15 protein-coding genes are annotated in these 18,128 nt (G+C 54.1%); 4 read left to right on the forward strand and 11 right to left on the reverse strand.

What is annotated here, in order from left to right:
• Positions 1-69 precede the first annotated feature (69 nt).
• From EFA69_RS06915 to EFA69_RS06935, 5 genes are all read right to left on the reverse strand, one after another.
• Positions 70-924 carry a carboxypeptidase-like regulatory domain-containing protein gene (locus EFA69_RS06915; RefSeq protein WP_221175690.1) on the reverse strand — a complete coding sequence of 285 codons (855 nt, stop codon included), beginning with the start codon at positions 922-924 and terminating at the stop codon, positions 70-72.
• Between the two features lie 367 nt (positions 925-1,291).
• On the reverse strand, positions 1,292-3,808 hold the full coding sequence (locus EFA69_RS06920) for a TonB-dependent receptor domain-containing protein (protein WP_123132374.1): 2,517 nt from the start codon (positions 3,806-3,808) through the stop codon (positions 1,292-1,294).
• A 447-nt stretch (positions 3,809-4,255) separates the two neighbouring features.
• A complete protein-coding gene (locus tag EFA69_RS06925; protein WP_123132375.1) occupies positions 4,256-5,020 on the reverse strand; it encodes a helix-turn-helix transcriptional regulator in 765 nt (254 codons plus the stop codon).
• A gap of 218 nt (positions 5,021-5,238) precedes the next feature.
• Complete coding sequence (locus EFA69_RS06930) at positions 5,239-5,562, reverse strand: 2Fe-2S iron-sulfur cluster-binding protein (protein WP_123132376.1); 324 nt, start codon at positions 5,560-5,562, stop codon at positions 5,239-5,241.
• A 4-nt stretch (positions 5,563-5,566) separates the two neighbouring features.
• Positions 5,567-6,580, reverse strand: coding sequence for an NAD(P)/FAD-dependent oxidoreductase (locus EFA69_RS06935; protein ID WP_123132377.1), 1,014 nt, complete (start codon positions 6,578-6,580; stop codon positions 5,567-5,569).
• A 208-nt stretch (positions 6,581-6,788) separates the two neighbouring features.
• Between EFA69_RS06935 and lgt the strand changes: the two genes are divergently transcribed.
• Positions 6,789-7,616, forward strand: coding sequence for a prolipoprotein diacylglyceryl transferase (gene lgt / locus EFA69_RS06940; RefSeq protein WP_123132378.1), 828 nt, complete (start codon positions 6,789-6,791; stop codon positions 7,614-7,616).
• A gap of 114 nt (positions 7,617-7,730) precedes the next feature.
• Here lgt and EFA69_RS06945 read toward each other — a convergent pair whose 3' ends face one another.
• The 6 genes from EFA69_RS06945 to yidD form a co-directional block, all read right to left on the reverse strand.
• Positions 7,731-8,570: a hypothetical protein gene (locus EFA69_RS06945; RefSeq protein WP_123132379.1), complete on the reverse strand. Its 840-nt coding sequence runs from the start codon at positions 8,568-8,570 to the stop codon at positions 7,731-7,733.
• Between the two features lie 194 nt (positions 8,571-8,764).
• Positions 8,765-9,346, reverse strand: coding sequence for a peptide-methionine (R)-S-oxide reductase MsrB (gene msrB / locus EFA69_RS06950; protein WP_123132380.1), 582 nt, complete (start codon positions 9,344-9,346; stop codon positions 8,765-8,767).
• Between the two features lie 173 nt (positions 9,347-9,519).
• Positions 9,520-10,059 (reverse strand): metal-dependent hydrolase, encoded by a 540-nt coding sequence (locus EFA69_RS06955; RefSeq protein WP_123132381.1) that lies wholly within the window; start codon positions 10,057-10,059, stop codon positions 9,520-9,522.
• Positions 10,060-10,213: 154 nt separating this feature from the next.
• Entirely contained in the window at positions 10,214-10,654 is a 441-nt protein-coding gene (locus EFA69_RS06960; protein WP_123132382.1) for a nucleoside deaminase, read from the reverse strand.
• A gap of 10 nt (positions 10,655-10,664) precedes the next feature.
• Positions 10,665-11,408, reverse strand: a complete 744-nt coding sequence (locus EFA69_RS06965) for a DUF4184 family protein (RefSeq protein ID WP_123132383.1) — start codon at positions 11,406-11,408, stop codon at positions 10,665-10,667.
• A gap of 137 nt (positions 11,409-11,545) precedes the next feature.
• The gene (yidD, locus tag EFA69_RS06970; RefSeq protein ID WP_123132384.1) at positions 11,546-11,776 is read right to left on the reverse strand and encodes a membrane protein insertion efficiency factor YidD; all 231 of its coding nucleotides are present in this window, start codon (positions 11,774-11,776) and stop codon (positions 11,546-11,548) included.
• A 65-nt stretch (positions 11,777-11,841) separates the two neighbouring features.
• Here yidD and EFA69_RS06975 point away from each other — a divergent pair, with 65 nt between their 5' ends.
• The 3 genes from EFA69_RS06975 (at position 11,842) to EFA69_RS06985 (ending at position 18,020) form a co-directional block, all read left to right on the forward strand.
• Positions 11,842-14,151 (forward strand): S46 family peptidase, encoded by a 2,310-nt coding sequence (locus EFA69_RS06975; RefSeq protein ID WP_183906715.1) that lies wholly within the window; start codon positions 11,842-11,844, stop codon positions 14,149-14,151.
• Between the two features lie 951 nt (positions 14,152-15,102).
• Entirely contained in the window at positions 15,103-15,939 is an 837-nt protein-coding gene (locus tag EFA69_RS06980; protein ID WP_123132385.1) for a PorV/PorQ family protein, read from the forward strand.
• The gene (locus tag EFA69_RS06985; protein ID WP_123132386.1) at positions 15,936-18,020 is read left to right on the forward strand and encodes a ComEA family DNA-binding protein; all 2,085 of its coding nucleotides are present in this window, start codon (positions 15,936-15,938) and stop codon (positions 18,018-18,020) included. The genes EFA69_RS06980 and EFA69_RS06985 overlap by 4 nt, the downstream gene beginning before the upstream one ends.
• Positions 18,021-18,128: the final 108 nt, after the last annotated feature.

An 18,128-nucleotide genomic window follows, 5' to 3' on the forward strand; every position in this document is an offset into this window, starting at 1 on the left:
GTCGCGTTTAGGGGGTGTTTTACCAAAATCTGGCCCAAAACAGAGCAGACCTGTTCACTGCCGGAGGGACTATTCTTTCTGCTGTAACACTACGTTCATGCCCATATTAACCGCTGGTACTTTGGTCCATTTAGATTGGCTGGCGTCTTTGAACAAAGTGGTCTGTAAACCGGGCAACGAGGCCGAGAGGGCAAGCCGTTGCGAATGCGTTTTAGGGTAGCAGTCCACCCACTCCAATGAGATCACAAAGTCCTCCTCCACGTAGAGGTTGTAGGGCTCCAAGTCCACCTTTATCCAGCCGGTTTTCCGGTCCTCTACGCTCACGTAAATAGGCTCGGACAGCAGGTTCTGGGCGGGTTTTCCGTTTTTCAGATAGTAGACGTTGAGCCGGAACAAGACCTCTTCATATTTATTGGTGTGGAGATAGAAATTCAGCTCGTTGAGAAACGAGAGGTGTTTCCCGTTGCCAATCTGAATACCAATCTCCCGCCCGAAGTTCGCCAGCAGCGGCCGCGGGTAAATGACGAAGGAATGGGTGAACTTGGTCTGGGTTCCCAGCTTGCCGCCCATCAGCTTCTTTTTCCAGGTACTGGCGTTTACCTGAACCTCGGGTAAGGCCACGGGCGTGGCCGTTAAAGAGACCTTCACCCGTTTCTCCCGCGTGGTTTGGGTTATCAGATCATCTACTTTCACATCTTTAGGGGCATAGCCGATGGCCGAAATCCGGAGCGTTTTCCCGAAGTGCGCCTCGGGAACGGTCAGCGAAAAGCTGCCTTCCTCATCAGCGATGGTACCGGTCTCCGTCTCCACTACTCCCACGCTGGCGTACCCAATGGTCTCGCCCGTACCTGCGTCCACTACAATGCCGGTAACAAGACCTTTTTGCGGGGTTTTCTCCAGCCAAGGAGCGGCTTGGGAAACCATGGGCGAACACAGCACCAAAAGCAAGCACATTGAAAACAGGGCATTCATACACTGGGTCATTGGAGGCCTGATTAAGTGATGAAAATATAAAGCTTGAGAAAAATTACCGGGTAAGCACAACCGTCATAAGCAGCATTTGCGGGTAGCCTCAGTGCCTTAGCGACAGCCATGGGTTTGCTGTTCTTTTTACTCTACTGTAACGGCTCGTATATATAAACTATTGTATATAGAAGTAGGGTATATTGCTGGCGAAAAGCAGTTTATTATCAATTTAAGCTTATTTTCTGAAAAACGCCCCTAAAACACCCTATACAAAAAGAGCGATGACACTGCTGCCATCGCTCTCTCGTGATCTTTATTGAAAGTATTACTGAACGCCTCCGGTGCTGTCGCCCTGCTTGGCGTCATCGTTCCGGATGGATTTCTTGCGTTTAGGCGGACCCTGCTGCTGCATCTTCCCGAACCGGTACTCAAACGTCAGCCTGAAACCACGGTTGTACTGCTGCACCTGAGAATACGTGCTGAAAGGTAGCCTATCTGTTTGGTTTTCTCCGGCCAGGCGGTTCTCAAACGTAAGCGCTCTCCGGAAAGGGTTGTCCATGCCCAAACTGATGGCTCCTTTCTTCTCAAACAATTCCTTCCGGATGGCTAGGTTATGGTAGGAGAACGAGGAAGCCTCGCCCTGAAGCTGCACGCGGGAAGAGTTGAAGCCGCCGGAGAACTGGGCACTGATTCCTTTCCCAAACGTATAGCCAGAGCTCACATTGATGTTGTACATCACCCCATCATTAGAGGCGAAGGGGGCGTTCAGTTCCACATAATACAGGTTGATGTTCCCGTTGATGTTCCAGGCCGGTACCGGTTTGGTGGAGCCAGACAAACTCATGCCGTAGGTCTTGTTCTTGGCAATGTTGTTGTAGGTGGTAAATGTAGTATCCCGCAATACCTCAGTCACTTGTTCAATGGCGTTGTCGGTTACCCGCATGTACGCCGACACGTTGAGCGCGGTGGTCTTGAAGAACGTGCTGTAGTTAATCTCGTAGGAATCGGTGAGTTCGGCATCCAGTCTGGGATTACCGTACGTAACGTTAATGCCTTGCTGCTGGCGGTACGGGTTCAGGAAGAACAACTGGGGCCGCTGGATACGCTGGGTAAAAGTGGTGCGCAACTTCATGTTGGGCTTCAGGTCATACGCCAGCGTGATGTTGGGGATGAAGTTGTCATAGTTGGTGGCGAAGTCCTGCGCCGGGTTAACGAAATCGCCGGCTACGTCTGTATACTCATAGCGGCCGCCAAATCTAAGGGCCGTCTTCTTGTTCAGGTTGAACCCGTAAGAGAGGTAGGAAGCAATCACGTTCTGGTCATAGTTGAATGCTCCGTTGAGGTCCACCCCGTTATAGAGAGACTTACTGGAAACATCGCGCAGAATTCCTTTGGCCCCTACTTCCAGCAGGGTGTTTTTAGGCATAGGGTGGGCGTAATCTGCCTGGAAGGTAAGCTCTTTGTTCAGGCCTTCGTTCTCGTTCATGTTGTTGAACCGCAACGGTCCTTCCAGTTCATAGTAGCCAAGGTTCATGTTGTTGTCCTGGTCGGTCTGGCTGTAGAGCGCTAACAACGTAAGCTCCTGCTGCGGTTTCTTGAACTGGTGGGTGTAGTCCAGGTTCAGGTCCATGCTCAACCGGTTGTTGTTGTTCTTCATGGACAGGTTGTATTCATCTGTAAGGCGGGGAGAAAGAAACCCGTTCCTTGCTTCATTCTGCGCCGCTTCAAAGGTGTTGGTCAGCTGGTGTGAACGCAGCTTGAATTCACCACTGTTCACCCTAATGCCGGCTGAAAGCGTGTTTTTCTCATTGATGTCATAGTCCAGACCCAATTGCCCAAACCCGAACATGCCGTCTACGGTGCTGGTGCCCAACTGCGTGGTCGTATTCTCAAATTTCTCCCCTGTTTTTGATATTTCCTGATTTGTGCGGGTCTGGTCCATGGTGCCTTTGCTGTAGAAGCGGGTTGCGCCTGCAGTCACGTTGACACCTAGTTTGCCTTGCCGCATGCTCACGTTCGCGTTGCCATTGCTGCCCCGGGTACCGGCGGTAAGGGTGGTGGAGCCAGTTACGCCGGCCAGGCTGTTTTTCTTCGTCACAATGTTGATGATGCCCGCGGTACCTTCGGCGTCATATTTTGCCGAGGGACTGGTGATCACCTCCACGTTCTTGATCACGTCAGCCGGAATCTGCTTCAGGGCATCAGCCACGCTGCCGGCCATCATGGTAGAAGGCTTGCCGTTGATGAGTACCCGCACGTTGCCACTGCCGCGCATCTGGATGTTGCCGTCCTGGTCCAGCGAGATGGAAGGGACTTTCTGCATCACATCGGCTGCCGTGCCCCCGGTGTTGGTAATGTCCTTCTCGGCGTTGTACACCAGACGGTCTACTTTGTCTTCAATGAGTGGTTTCTCGCCCACCACGGTCACCTCTTGGAGTTTAGTCTGGGCAGGAGCCAGGGTGATGCGGTTCAGATTGGCTGTCTGATCACTGGGCGAGATAGTGACTTGCTTCATCTCCTTGGTTTCATAGCCAATGAAGCTGATGTTGAGGGTGTAAGTGCCGTTGGCCACTCTGGCTAACGAGAAACGGCCTTTGTCGTCGGTCACGGTGCCGTCTACCGTCTTGCCGGTGCTGGCGTTGATCAGGGCAATAGTGGCAAACTCCACGGGTTTAGAGGACTCAGCGTCTACAATGGTTCCGGTGATTCTTCCAGTGCCCTGTACTGCCGGGGCAACACCGGCGGGAGCCGCCTGCGGACGTGGAGTGTTGACTGGGTTCTGCGCCCAGAGCGGGGCAGAGGAGGCGCAGCTTAACAGGGTTAAGAGCAGAAACTTTTTCATAAAAGTGTATAGAAGGTATGTGCTTTGCCTGATGAGAGTGGAAGAAGAGATGAGCCGCATATTGCTCGGTTATCTAACTTCAGATTCATTCAGTTGTCCCATTAGTACCTTGCCAAGCCAGATTATTACAGTGGCATGCTGAAAAAGGAGGGTTTTAACGAAACTTTAACATGCTGTACTTAAGCCTGTAATTGTAACTGGTTGTGAAAAAGAGTTTTACTTGTGGAGGGGAAAAGAGTGTGCACAGAAAATGGGAAACCACTGTTCCAAAGGAGTAATGGACTAACAGGCGCAATAGCCCAAGGTGCTCTTGTGCAGGCGAGGCGCCGTTCTATGAAAGCACTTCGGGCGTTTAGGGGCTGTTTTCTGAAAAACAGCCCCTAAACGCCCGAAGCATAAGTGCACGAATTAACGTGGCGCAGGAGAGCGAGGGAGCACCTGCTATATTTACACCCAGCCTTCGCGCACGGCCTTGGCCACCAGTTCTGAGGTGGTGGAAAGACCTGTTTTGGCCAGAATATTTTTCCTGTGTGTGTTGACGGTATGAGTGCTGATGTGCAGTTTTTCGCTGATTTGGTGGCTGGAATGCCCGGCAATAAGCAGAGACAGAATCTCTTTCTCGCGGCGGCTCAGGATCTCTTTTTTTGAAGAGAAAACATTTTGTACGTTGACATCTATGTAAGACGGCTCATCTTCTAAGCCAATGAAAGACAGAACCGGTTTGCCTTCCTGTTTCAGGTGGCTAATGACTGTGTGCAGGCACAGGGTGTGCAACACCAAACCGCTTGCGTCTACATGAATAGGAATTACCTGGTGTAAGACCCTTATGTATTCTCCGTTGGCTTTTTTGATACGGAAATCATAGCGAAGCTTATACTTGGGAACCTGGTCTGGCCGTAACTGTTTGAAGAACTCTACCGCGCTTTGCTCAAAGCTCAGAAACCAAGGCAAGTCATCTGGGTGAATGCGCTCCAAAGCTAGAGGCAGCGTGAACTCCTCTGACGGGTATCCCAATACTGTTTCCACAGTATCACTGACAAACTCAAATTGAGGGTCTTGGCAGTTGAAAATGAAATAGTAATAGTCTCCTACCTGAAAGATGTTTACTAGCTTTTTATGAATTTCCAGCTCAAGCTTGAGGTCTGTTACGGTAGACTCTCTGAAAGCTTGTCGCCAAATTTTTTGTGCTTCCTCATATGCAATCACTTCCATCTATAAGATGCTTTAACAGGATGAATAAGATATTATATCAAATTTTTTAGGGTTACAATATAAAAAATCCTTCTGAAAGTACTGTAAAAATCACTGCATAGTTAAACAGATACGTAATTCTGTGTAGGAATAGTTCTATTATATAAAAAAATAGCAGCCCCATCTGGTACTGCAATAGGCAGTACCAGATGGGGCTGTCAACCAGAGGCCGGAAAAGTCTAGTCGTTGCCTTTCAGGCGCAGCACCGTTCCGTTAAGGGCTGGGGTTACCTTGATCTGGCAGGAAAGCCGGCTACTGTCTGTGAGGTTAGGCAGGTTCTCCAGCATGTACAGTTCATCGTCTGACGGCTCGGGCAGTTCCGGCGCCTGCAGCAGTTCTACGTGGCAGGTGGCGCAGAGTGCCATGCCGCCGCAGGTAGCCAGAATATCCAGCTCGTTCGCCTTGAGGCCTTCCATGAGGCTTAGGCCCATGTCTGTGGGAATGAGAACCTCCACGCGTTCGCCAGTGGCGGTTTCTACGTAAACGGTGATGTCTTCTTGCATAAGCTTACAGGGTTGGCACTCCGTTCACGGTAGTGTATTTGAGCACGAATTTCTTGTCTGGGTAAATCACGTTGTAAGCGCTCTGGGCCATGAGAGCGGCCTCATGGTACCCGCACAGGATCAACTTCAGCTTACCGGGGTAGGTGTTGATGTCGCCAATGGCGTATACGCCCGGAATGTTGGTGCTGTAGTCAAAGGTGTTGACCACAATGGCTGATTTGTCCAGCTCCAGTCCCCAGTTCTCCAGCGGACCCAGTTTAGGCACCAACCCGAAGAGCGGGATAAAGTAATCGGTCTCAATCTGGTAAGCGTCTGCGCCGTCTGGCACCACGGTTACGGCTTCCAATTGGCCATTGCCGTGTACTTCGGTCACGTTAGACTTCAGGAGCAGGCGCATGTGGCCTTCCTCCGCGAGGCTGGTTACCTTGGCCGCCGATTCCGGGGCCCCTCTGAAGGTGGTGCCGCGGTGTACCAAGGTTAGTTCTTTGGCTACATCGGCTAGGAAAATAGCCCAGTCCAGAGCAGAGTCTCCGCCGCCGGCCAGCACCACGCGCTTGTCACGGAAGTGCTCTGGGTCCAGGATCATGTAGTTCACGCCTTTGCCGCCTTCATAGTTGGCCAGGTTTTCAATGGCCGGTTTGCGGGGCTCAAAAGAACCCAAGCCACCGGCAATCACCACCACTTTACAGAAAATCTCAGTGCCCTCTGAGCTTACCACTTTGAAAGAGCCGTCTTCCAGCTTCTCCAGCTCCTCCACCCGCTCACCCAGCGTGAAAGTTGGGTGGAAGGGCGCAATCTGCTCCATTTGGTTTTTGATGAGGTCGCCGGCCAGAATAGACGGGAAACCCGGTATATCATAGATAGGCTTCTTGGGGTAGATCTCAGAGAGTTGGCCGCCCACCTGGGGCAATGCGTCAATGACGTGGCATTTCATCTTGAGTAGGCCCGCCTCAAACACCGCGAACAGCCCCACCGGCCCAGCGCCGATGATACAGATATCAGTAGTTACAGTTGACATATAAGGTATAAAGTTGCTGTGGCAGCAAAGCCCGCGGCTCTCTGCCGTTCTGGAATAGCGGCAAAACGTTCTGTTCTATCGCTCTTGCATTTGCGCCTGCAAAGTAACATCATTTTAAGGTAAAGTGTTTCGGTTAGTGATTAGTTAAATAAGTGATTCTTGTCACTGCTAGATTAAATTGTAATTTTAGCCCTCTAACTGTTTTGAGATGCTGAACTTTATTACCTGGGACGTTTCCCCTGATCTCTTTTCGCTGGGCCCGGTAACGGTGCGCTGGTACGGGTTGCTTTTCGCGCTGGCGTTTGTGCTCACGCAACCCATTGAGAAATACATTTACCGCAAAGACGGCCGCACCGATGAGGACGTGGACATCCTGACCATGTACATGATTGTGGGCACCGTGATTGGCGCCCGCCTGGGCCACTGCCTGTTCTATGACCCGGTGTACTACCTGTCTAACCCCCTTGACATTCTTAAGATCTGGGAAGGCGGTCTGGCCAGCCACGGCGGTACCATAGGCATTCTTATTTCACTGTACCTGTTCTGCCGCAAATACAAGTTTGACTACCTCTGGGTGCTGGACCGCATTGTGATTGTGACCGCTTTGGGCGGGGCCTGTATCAGGTTGGGGAACCTCATGAACTCAGAGATCATTGGCAAACCCACAGATCTGCCCTGGGCCTTCAAGTTTGTGCGCAACGGCGAATTATTCAACAACGTACCCGCGTACCTGGACCCACGCCATCCGTCGCAGCTGTATGAGAGCCTTTTCTGTATTGTGCTGTTCATTCTGCTGTACCTGCTCTGGAAAAGAGGGGCGGGCCAGATCAGAGGGCTGCTGTTTGGCTTGTTTGTGACGCTGCTGTTCACGTTCCGGTTCCTGATTGAGTTCACCAAGGAGAACCAGGAGAAGTTTGAAGACGCGCTGCCCCTGAACATGGGCCAGTGGCTGAGCATTCCGTTGGTGCTCATTGGCATTGCGGTGCTGGTATATGCCCTGAAGCAGCCAAAGGTACCGGGGCAGGCCAAGGCGTAAGCCAGTTTTAGCCAGTTTCTGGAAAAACGGCCCCTAAACGCCCGGGCCCCGCAGTGCTTGCTGCGGGGCCCGGGCGTTTTCTATGGGAGGAACATCGGCGGTAGCCGGAATGCGCTATAGGGAATACTTGAACAGATGGCCTTCCTCGTTGGTCAGCATAAGCGTGCGGCTGTCTTTGAAGAGTACGGCTTCGGCCTGGCCGCTCTCCTGCAGGTCCAGGATTTTTGGTTGCTGGGTCAGGAACTGAGTCACGCCTTTGGCCACGGAGTAGAGGTGAACTTTGCCGTAGGTGAGCACGGCTAATTGGCGGCCATCGGGGCTGATGTCGGCGGAGGTGACCAGGCCGGGCAGTTCTTTCTTGCCCACCAGGCGGGCGGTGTGGGTGCCGGGTTGGTCTGGCAGTTCATAGAGCTTGGCGAACCGGGAGGCCCCGCGGTCTTTGGAGAGGAGGTACAGCTTGCCGTTGTGCCAGAAAAAGGCCTCGCAGTCAAAGTTGCGGTCTTCCTTGGCAATCTTGCCCTTGGGCAGATCTGGGTAGGTGAAGTGTATCTCCTGGGCTTTCAGGCCGTTTTTGGTGGAGACTTTATAGATGTGTAGGTCTTTGCGTTTGTTGCTGTTGTTGCCGGTGTCACCAATGTAGAGGTAACCTTTGTTGTCTTTGGCCAGGTCTTCCCAGTCTGTGTTGGTGGTGCCGGGCACGGTGATTTCCTGCAGCAGTTTCCCCTGTTCATCTATCTTGTAAAGCACGGGCGCGTTACCGGCGTCATTGTGGGTCCAGTAGGTGTTGGGAGCATCGGCCAGTTCCAGGCCAGAGCTTTCGGTCACGGCGCTAGGCAGTTTGGCCAGCCTGAGCAGATCACTGGCGGTGAGGTAGGAGAACGTGAAACCGCTGAGGAAGAAGATAAAAGGCAGGGAAATGAGGGTGAACAGAAGAAATGAAGGGGGACGTTTCATCTTGCTGATAATGTAGTATAGGTTAAAAAATAAAACCGATTTTTAACGGGCCGGTTGGCAGGAGTTCACCTGTTTTGGCCAAGAAACTAGTACGAAAGACGTTTTGGCCTTGTTTTAGGAAAAACGGCCGCTAAACGGAAAGGCCCCGCAGTTGAGAGTAACTGCGGGGCCTTTCCGTTTAGCGGCAGGTGCCTTTAATTTACCTGCAAGGGGTTGTTCGGCTCAAAATCAAGGGAGATGGAGTTCATGCAGTAGCGCTTGCCGGTGGGGGCAGGGCCATCATCGAAGAGGTGGCCCAGGTGCCCGTCGCAGCGGCCGCACAGGACCTCTATGCGCTCCATGCCCAGTGAATTGTCTGCTTGGTAAATGACCGCGTTCTTCCGGATGGTCTCAAAGAAACTGGGCCAGCCGCAGTCGCTCGCGAACTTGGCGTCTGACTTGAACAACTTGTTTCCGCAGGCGGCGCAGTAATAGGTGCCCCGGCCAGTGAAGTTCCAGAGTTTGCCGGTGAAAGCGCGTTCAGTGCCTTTCTTGCGCGCGATGTAGTAGACATCCTCGGGCAGCACTTTCTTCCACTCGGCGTCAGAAATGCGCAGTTTGCTGGTATCTGTGCGGGAGTAATACGGGTTGTTGGGTTTGCCCTGGCCAGCGGGCTGCGATTGGGCGGCGGTAAGGGCCAGCGGCGGAGCGGCCTGTTGGGTAGTTGTATCAGTGGCGCGCTGGCAACTGAGCAGGGGCAACAGGAACAGGACAGCGTACAAAAAGCTATTTTTCATGGATTGAACGTGCATCATGGGTTGGTGTCTGTACAACAGCTACGGCAAACAGAAAGTTTGCGGATTTAGAACCATCAGGTTTTCTTGCTTATTTCCGTTTAGGGGCTGTTTTTTGAAAATCAGGCTTAAAACAGGTGCGCAGACAGTTCACCCACCGGAATATTAGCGGAAAGTTATCGGCGAAGCTTCTTGGCAACGGCCACCGCCAGCACATAGGCCAGACACGGCAGACCCACCCAAACCGCCTCGCTTTTCAGCACCGCCAGTCCGCGCTCGCTGAAGAACTTCCCAGCCCCAATGGGCGACACCTGGATGGGGCGCCACGGCAGAAAATAGCGGGTATTGTCAAAGGGAGAGAAAACGGCCACGCCCAAGCCGCCGTTGGTGAGAGCATCCAGCAGAATATGCGAGGCGGTGCACAGAAAGAAAAAACTGATAAGCGCTAGACCAGCCCGGCTGGTGAGCGGTGTGCCCCGGTAAAAGAGCCGCGTAAGCAGCACGCCCAGCAGCAGCGAGAATACCAGCGAGTGCGAGAAACCCCGGTGCCCCAGAAAATGCTCATACGGCACGCCCAGCTTGAACATGACCACATCTGCGTCTGGGATGACGGCGCAGAACGCCCCCAGCAGCAGGAACTTCCAGAGGCGGCCTTTTCTGGGGTAGTCTTTCCCCAGCGTAACGGCCAGCAGGGCATGGGCAAATGCAGACGCCATGGGTGCGGTGTTGGTGAAAAGGCAAGCTACATTTTTTACGGCACCAGGAAAAGGCCCACTGGACAAACTGCCAATCTCCTGAAAAACGTTTAGGGGCTGTTTTTGGAAAAACAGCCCCTAAACGCACTACTCTGTTTCCAGTGATGGCAGAGAGTTACACGCCAATGTCTTCGTTCCAGACCTGGGGCTTCTCCTTAATAAACTGCTGCATAAGGGCGTAGCACTCCTGGTTGTCTACCACCGTCACTTCTACGCCGCGGGAGCGGAGCAATTCTTCTTCGCCCATGAAGGATTTATTCTCGCCTATCACCACCTTGGGGATACCGTAGAGCAGAATGGTGCCTGAGCACATGGGGCAGGGCGAAAGAGTGGTATACAGCACACTTTCCTGGTACACCTTAGCCGGTTGCCTCCCCGCATTCTCCAGCGCATCCATCTCGCCGTGCAAGATAGGGCTGCCGTTCTGTACCCGTTTGTTGTGGCCCCGGCCGATGATCTGGCCCTGGTGCACCAGCACCGACCCAATGGGAATACCGCCTTCGGCGAAGCTTTTCTGGGCCTCTTCCAGGGCGGCCTGTAAAAATTGATCTGTCATGTCTTATGGGTTAAAAGGAATGTCTGAGTTTCAAAAGTACCGGCGAAAGAACCAAACTGGTGAGTCCGGCAGAAATACCTACGATGGACAGGTGGTAAAGGCTGCCCAGTTCAATGCCCTGCCCAATCTGTGACCGGATGCCCACCACCGCCACGCTCACTGCCGCCACCAGCGCCCAAAACTGGATCATGTGTTGTCTGGACATGGGCAACTCTTTTCCTCTGGGCAACTGCAAAAGGTAGGCGGCAGTGGCGAGCGCCCCTGCCACGGAGGTGATTTTCTGGAGCAGGGAGTAGACTTTCATGCCCAGCACGCCGCCCAGCACTTCTGATTTCAAGATAGGGAAAAGCCGCACGCCGCGCCCGTCTTCATGCGTGAAACTGTCCCACCCCAAATGTGACACCGCGCCTACCAGTATTGAGAAGATTATGACGCCATAATTCTTCCGGAAGTAGGTGCGCCAGTCAAACCCGGTGAACCGGCTCAGGCGCACCCGCAGAAACCGGGGCAAATGGGCAATGAAGTCATCGCGCACCACCAGATGAAACACAAAAGCCAGCATCAGCCCCAGCGGGAGGTTGAAATAGAACAGGCCTTGCCAGGAGTGGCTGTGCGGGTCATGCTCGCTCATGGTAATGAATTTCTCAAAGTCCGGGGCCATGCTGCCAATGATGAGTCCGGTCATGGAGCGCCATCTTTTGGGCAGGGGAAGCAAAGGCAAAACCGCGGCAGGGTGCGAGAACGTGAAGGGCATATGGCACTACATCTTGAGTTCTCTAAACGGGCAAAACAGAGAATTGGTACAGACACATTCTTATTTATAGAGGAATTCTTCGGGCAAAGCCGAAGGGCGTTTAGCGGCCCTTTTTTCAGAAACAGACCCAAAACAGTTTACGGCACCGGATCATACCCATGACCGCCCCAAGGGTGGCAGCGGCCAATGCGTTTCAAGCCCATCCAGCCGCCTTTAAACGGGCCATATTTCATGATGGCTTGGTGCGCGTATGCAGAGCAGGTGGGCGTGAAGCGGCAACTGCCCGGCGTGAGCGGCGAGATCATGTAGCGGTACACCCACACCAAGCCCAGAAAGAGATGTTTAAAAAGCCAGTTGATTGCCTGCATATCCGCTAGTATCGGGAAAAAAAGCCACAAATCCTTACCTTTGGGCTTTCTAACTAACACACGTTATGCTAAAAAAAGTTTATAGTCTACTCCTGGTAGGCGTGCTGGGCTTGACTTCCCTGGCCCGCGCCGACGAGGGCATGTGGTTGCCGCTGCTCATCAAGCGCCTCAACCACGTGGATATGCAGAAACAAGGCCTGCAACTGACCGCCGAGGAAATCTACAACGTGAACAACGCCAGCCTCAAAGACGCCATCGTGCAGTTCGGGGGCTTCTGCACCGGCGAGTTCATCTCCAAAGAAGGCCTGTTGCTCACCAACCACCACTGCGGGTATGACGCCATCGCGGCAAACTCCACCCCGCAGGACGATATTCTGAAAAACGGCTGGTGGGCCATGACCCGCGAGCAGGAAAAGAAAAACGAAGGCCTGTTCGTAGACATTCTGGTGCGTATGGAAGACGTGACCGGCCAGGTGTTGCAGGGCATTACACCGCAGACCCCAGAGCAGGAGCGGAGCAAATTGGTAGCGGAGCGCTCCAAATCCCTGGCCGATGCTGCCAAGAACAACGGCCAATACGTGTCTTACGTGCGCGATTTCTTCAACGGCAATGAATTCTACATGTTCGTGTACGAGCGTTTCTCAGATGTGCGCCTGGTGGGAACTCCGCCGGAGAGCATCGGGAAGTTCGGGGGCGATACCGACAACTGGATGTGGCCGCGCCATACCGGTGATTTCTCCATGTTCAGGGTGTACATGGCCCCAGACGGAAAACCGGCTACTTATTCTGAGAAGAACGTGCCGTACCGTCCTAAGCACCACCTGCCCATCTCTATGAGCCCCGTGAAAGAAGGTGATTTCTCCATGGTGTTCGGGTTCCCGGGCCGTACCACCCGTTTCATGACCGGTGCCGGTTTGGGTATGGCCGTGGAGCAATCCAATCCTTCGCGCATCAAGCTGCGGGAGCGTCGTCTGGCGCTTATGAAAGAAGCCATGGATGCCTCGCCGGCAGATCGTCTTAAGTTGGCCTCTGAGTACGCCAGCATCAGCAACTACTACAAATACTTCATCGGGCAGAACGAGGGCATCAAGCGCATGAAAACCCTGGACAAGAAAGCCGCCGAAGAGAAAGCCTTCCAGGCCTGGGCCGATGCCAACGCCGACCGCAAAGCCCTGTATGGCAACGTGCTGACAGACATCAACGCCTCCTACGCCGGACAGCGCAGCTACAACCTGTCTACCATTTACCGCTCTGAGGCTGCTTTGGCCGCCCAGCTCATGGCGCACGCCTACCAGTACACGCCGCTGTACAACTTCCTCAAAGAAGGCAACGCAGATAAAACTAAGCAGCAGCAATTGCTAAACGGTTACAAAGAAATGAACGCCGAGTTCTACAAGAACTACGTTCCGTCCTCAGACCAGCGCATCTTCGCGGAGCTTATGCAGATGTACTACAATGATGTTCCCAAAGCCCAGCACGGCGATATCTTCAAAGACCTGACCAGCAAGCACAAAGGCGATTTCAAGAAATGGGCCGCCGAGGTGTATAGTAAATCTCTGCTTTCCTCAGAAGCCAAAGCCAACGCGTTCCTGGCTAACCCAAGCCTGAAAGTGCTGGAGAGCGACCCCGCCTTCAAGGTGATGCGCGCCGTACAGGTAAATTATCAGCAGAACATCCTGCCTAAGATGACCGAGTACAACGCCGCGCTGGCCCGTGCCAACCGTCTGTTTGTGGCCGGTCTGCGCGAGATGCAGCCTAACCGCGTGTTTTACCCAGACGCCAACTCCACGCTTCGGCTTACCTATGGTACCGTAAAAGACTATGAGCCCCGCGATGGCGTACAATACAAGTACTACACTACCCTGGCCGGTCTTGCCGAGAAAGAAGACCCCACCAACCCAGAGTTTATTGTGCCCGCCAAGCTGATGGAACTGTACCGTCAGAAAGACTACGGCCGGTACGGCCAGAACGGCGAGTTGCGCGTGGGCTTCATCACCAACAATGACATCACGGGCGGTAACTCCGGCTCACCGGTGATCAACGGCCGCGGCGAACTGATTGGCCTCGCCTTCGACGGCAACTGGGAAGCTATGACCGGCGACCTGGTATTTGACCCCGAGTACAAGCGCTGCATCAACGTAGATATCAAATACGTGCTTTTCGTGATGGACAAATTCGCCGGAGCCGGCCACCTGGTGAACGAGATGACCTTGGTAGACAACGGCAACCCCAACACCCAATTCAACCCGTCATTGAATGACGTGAAGATGGACGGCAAGATGGAGATAGAAACCGCTGATTCTGAGATCAAAATCAAGAAGAAAGGCAACGAAACCAAGATCAAGAAAGAGACCAAGAAGAAGAAAAACAGCTAAGCCGTTTAGCGCCTCTTTTTCCAAAATAAGCCCCAAAACGCCCGGAGACGCTCCGGGCGTTTTTTTGTGCCCATCATTTTCCGTACTAAGTAGCGTTTAGGGGCTCTTTTTCCAAAAAGAGCCCCTAAACGCAAAGAGGTTTTTTTACAGGAGGCAGGGTTTTTGAATCTAAACTAATAGTAGAGACGCTTGCTTAGTTTTGTCGCATTTTCAGAAAAAGAGCCCCTAAACGCACTTAACCCACCCCTACCCCTCCCAGGAGGGGAGTCCCGCCACCAAGGAGCAACACGCAGTTCCGTTAAGTAGTCTTCATCTTTCTGCCACGTCCTCAGGATGCTGGAGGCATGGCAGCTTCTGGCTGTAGGCTTGCCTGCGGGAGCGGGCAACGCAGGGGCAATATGCCCCGAGGCGCTTAGCGGGAGCACGCTTGGACCTTAAAACCAGCAAAAGCCCACGCTCCCTATGGAACAGAGGACGCCTGCCCGGTGGTACAAAGATGAAGAAAAGACTGTCTGAGCGTCAGCGAGTTTCTTTTCTTCTTGATTCTTTTGGTTACTTTTCTCATCAAGGAGAAAAGTGACAGACGTGGGCAGAGCGTATCAGCCGCCAAGAGTTTAGTAAAAAGGAAGTAAAGAGTAAAGACGGATAGCTAACCGGGGCGGCAGTCCTGGTTGTCGGTGAGAACACCAACAACGGCGAATAAATGACAAGAGGTTCGGCAGGAACAGAAATAGGCAGTAATATCACTAAGAAGTTATCCAAAGCAGGAAAGACCGGTAGGTGTAAACATCCCCCTACCTCCTTCAAAGGGGGACTCTGCGCGGGGTGGCGAATTTGGTAAAATTCCATCATCCTCCACCCACGCCTGAAATTCCCATAAAATCCACAATATCAGCTACTACTTGAAGATCATTTTCCCGTAGTAAAAGCATCGGCCAATCCCCTTTGCCTATGCAGCATCTTCTACGCGTTAGTCTGCTTTTCCTGTTTCTATGCAACTCCTTCAAGAGCCATGGGCAAATCAACAATACCGCCGTGGGCGCCAGGGCCGTGAGCTTGGGCGGGGCGGCCGTTACGTTGCTAGATGTCTGGGCCCTGAGCAATAATCCGGCGGGCATCGCAGCCCTGAAACAGCTGGAATTGGGTGCCTACGCCCACAACCGCTTCTCCCTGAAAGAACTCACCACGGTAGGACTATTGGCGGTGTACCCCACACAAAAATATGGAACCGTGGGCGTGGACCTGCAGCGTTTCGGAGGGGAATTGTATAATGAGCAGCGGCTGGGCCTGGGGTTGGCGCACCAGCTAGGCGTGGTGCGACTGGGCCTGAAAGCTGATCTCTTGCAGGTGCGGGTAAAGGAGTGGGGCAGCCGGAAAGTGGTGGCGCTAAGTGTGGGCGTGCAGTCTGAGCTGGTGCCGGGCCTCACGTTCGGGGCGCATATTTTCAACCTGAACCAGGCCAAACTGGCCCAGTTTGAGGACGAGCGCGTGCCCACGGTCATGAAAATAGGCCTGGGCTTTCAGGCGGCCGCCAAGGTGTTGCTGGTAGTGGAGGCCGAAAAAGAACTGGAGTACCCGGTGGCCGTGAAGGGCGGAATTGAGTACCGGGTGCTGCCGTCGTTGGGGTTACGCACCGGCTTTAACTCCGGCACCAGGGCGGGCACGGCGGGGGTAGACGTCAAATTCAGGCAGTTTCAGGTGGCGTACGCGGTGGGAACGCAGCATCAGTTGGGCCTCAGCAACTACCTGAGCGTGGGCTATACGCTGCAAAAAGCCTCCCAGCCATGAAGGTGCGTTTCGGGCTCGTTTTTCTGATTTTGGGCCTAAACCAGCTGGCGCTCAAAGCGCAGGAGGTGCCCCGCCCGCCGGTAGACGTGGAGCTGCTGGTGCAGGAACTCTTCGCCCAGCAGACCGATGAGAACACCGTGGCCTACGAAGACCTCTATGAGACCCTGCTCCAGTACTACCGCCAACCCCTGGACCTGAACCGCGCCTCCCGCGAGGAACTCCGCGGTCTCTGGCTGCTCTCTGAAGGCCAGATCTCGGCCCTGCTCCAACACATTCAGGACAATGGCCGCCTGCTGAGCTTGTATGAGTTGCAGGCCATTCAGGGGTTTGATTTGCTCACCATCCGGCGGCTGCTCCCGTTTGTGACGGTGCAGGCGCTGGGGCAGGCGGGACAGCGGCCCTGGCGGGAACGTTTCAGAAACGCTGATAACCACTCACTGCTGCTCCGCTATGACCGTACCGTGCAGGAGCGCCGCGGCTACACGCCTCCCGAGGGCCGCTCCACCACCCGCTACGCCGGCTCCCCAGATAAATACCTGCTACGGTACCGCCTCAGCCACCCGCGCGATTTCAGCTTTGGCGTCACCGCCGAAAAGGACGCGGGGGAGGAGTTCACGTGGAACCCCGGCCAGCGCCAGTACGGGTTCGATTTCCTGTCGGGGCACGCGCAGTTGTACAACCGAGGCAGCTTCAAAACCATCGCGCTGGGCGATTACCAGTTGCAGTTCGGGCAGGGGCTGTTGCTGTCCAGTGGCTTGAGCGTGGGCAAAGGAAGCGAAACTATTACCACCGTTCGGCGCAGCCAGCTGGGTATTAGGCCGCACACGTCTACGCTGGAAACCAATTTCTTCAGAGGGGCCGCGACCACGCACCGCTGGCGAAGACTGGAAACCACGCTCTTTTACTCCAACAGAAGGGTAGATGCCTCAATGGGAGGGGCGCTGGCCGAAGACACCACGCTGTTTCTGCTGGGAGGGCTGCAAACCTCGGGCCTGCACCGTACGCCCACGGAGTTGGCTAACCGGCAGCGGGCGCGGGAACAGGTCTTGGGCGGTAACGTGAGCTACCGCAATCCGCAGCAGACTTTCAGTGTGGGAATAACGGCTTTGCATACCTGGTACAGCCTGGCCCTGCAACAGCACCCCGAGCCGTACAATCTGTTCACCTTCAGCGGAAGCCGGAACACGGCGGTGGGCGTACACTACAGTTATCTTTGGCAGAACCTGAATTTCTTCGGGGAAACGGCGCGGTCCGGGAACGGCGGCCTTGGTACGGTGAACGGGGTGTTGGTGAGTCTGTCAGAGAAGGTGGAGGTGGCCATGCTGTACCGCTACTACGCCCGCGATTTTCAGACGCTCTACGGAGCCGCCTTCGGTGAAAGCAGCCGGAACCAGAATGAAAGCGGCCTGTACACGGGCCTTAAGCTAAAATTGAGCAACCGCTGGCAACTCACCGGCTACTATGATCGCTTCTCGTTTCCGTGGCTCCGGTACCGGGTAGACGCTCCTTCTACCGGCGAGGAGTACCTGCTGCGGCTTCAGTTTATGCCCTCCAAAACCACGCTGCTTTACGGCCAGTACCAGTATGAGCACAAAGCCCGCAATGAACGCATAGCCGAGGAGGCTCTGCAACAGGTAACCGACACACACGCGCACCGCTACTTACTGCTGCTGGATGTAAGTCCGTTGCCTACAGTACGGTTGCGGTCACGGGTGCAGGCCAGTCAGTTCAGGCAAACGGGGCCTCGCAGCACAGGCTATTTCACATCACAAGACGTAAGTTGGGAGTACCGGTACACCCGCCTCAGTGCCCGCTACGCCCTCTTTGACACCGATGACTATGATACCCGCTTGTACGTGCCGGAGCAGGATGTCCTGTATGCTTTCTCTATTCCGGTTTTTACCGGCCGGGGTACCCACCTGTATCTGTTACTGCAACAGCGGCTCACCCGGCAACTGGACTTCTGGCTGAAACTGAGCCACACCCACTACCGCGGGCAGCAAACTGTGAGCTCTGGTCTAGAGCAGATTGAAGGCCCCCGGCTTACCGAGGTGCGGGCGCAGGCGCGGTACCGGTTTTAAGCAGATTCCGGAAAAACGGCCGCTAAACGCAACGCCTTCTATAGAGAACAGACAGAAGGCAGGAGCCAGGAGTAAGACCCTAAAAAGGATGTGCTGGAGCTATTCTGA

The sequence above is a fragment of the Rufibacter immobilis genome (assembly GCF_003721565.1).
Lineage (GTDB): Bacteria > Bacteroidota > Bacteroidia > Cytophagales > Hymenobacteraceae > Nibribacter > Nibribacter immobilis.

Bases quoted from the DNA above. Each gene is read 5' to 3' on its own strand.
- EFA69_RS06915 (WP_221175690.1), bottom strand. From the start codon at position 924: ATGGTTTCCCAAGCCGCTCCTTGGCTGGAGAAAACCCCGCAAAAAGGT.
- EFA69_RS06920 (WP_123132374.1), bottom strand. From the start codon at position 3,808: ATGAAAAAGTTTCTGCTCTTAACCCTGTTAAGCTGCGCCTCCTCTGCC.
- EFA69_RS06925 (WP_123132375.1), bottom strand. From the start codon at position 5,020: ATGGAAGTGATTGCATATGAGGAAGCACAAAAAATTTGGCGACAAGCT.
- EFA69_RS06930 (WP_123132376.1), bottom strand. From the start codon at position 5,562: ATGCAAGAAGACATCACCGTTTACGTAGAAACCGCCACTGGCGAACGC.
- EFA69_RS06935 (WP_123132377.1), bottom strand. From the start codon at position 6,580: ATGTCAACTGTAACTACTGATATCTGTATCATCGGCGCTGGGCCGGTG.
- lgt (WP_123132378.1), top strand. From the start codon at position 6,789: ATGCTGAACTTTATTACCTGGGACGTTTCCCCTGATCTCTTTTCGCTG.
- EFA69_RS06945 (WP_123132379.1), bottom strand. From the start codon at position 8,570: ATGAAACGTCCCCCTTCATTTCTTCTGTTCACCCTCATTTCCCTGCCT.
- msrB (WP_123132380.1), bottom strand. From the start codon at position 9,346: ATGAAAAATAGCTTTTTGTACGCTGTCCTGTTCCTGTTGCCCCTGCTC.
- EFA69_RS06955 (WP_123132381.1), bottom strand. From the start codon at position 10,059: ATGGCGTCTGCATTTGCCCATGCCCTGCTGGCCGTTACGCTGGGGAAA.
- EFA69_RS06960 (WP_123132382.1), bottom strand. From the start codon at position 10,654: ATGACAGATCAATTTTTACAGGCCGCCCTGGAAGAGGCCCAGAAAAGC.
- EFA69_RS06965 (WP_123132383.1), bottom strand. From the start codon at position 11,408: ATGCCCTTCACGTTCTCGCACCCTGCCGCGGTTTTGCCTTTGCTTCCC.
- yidD (WP_123132384.1), bottom strand. From the start codon at position 11,776: ATGCAGGCAATCAACTGGCTTTTTAAACATCTCTTTCTGGGCTTGGTG.
- EFA69_RS06975 (WP_183906715.1), top strand. From the start codon at position 11,842: ATGCTAAAAAAAGTTTATAGTCTACTCCTGGTAGGCGTGCTGGGCTTG.
- EFA69_RS06980 (WP_123132385.1), top strand. From the start codon at position 15,103: ATGCAGCATCTTCTACGCGTTAGTCTGCTTTTCCTGTTTCTATGCAAC.
- EFA69_RS06985 (WP_123132386.1), top strand. From the start codon at position 15,936: ATGAAGGTGCGTTTCGGGCTCGTTTTTCTGATTTTGGGCCTAAACCAG.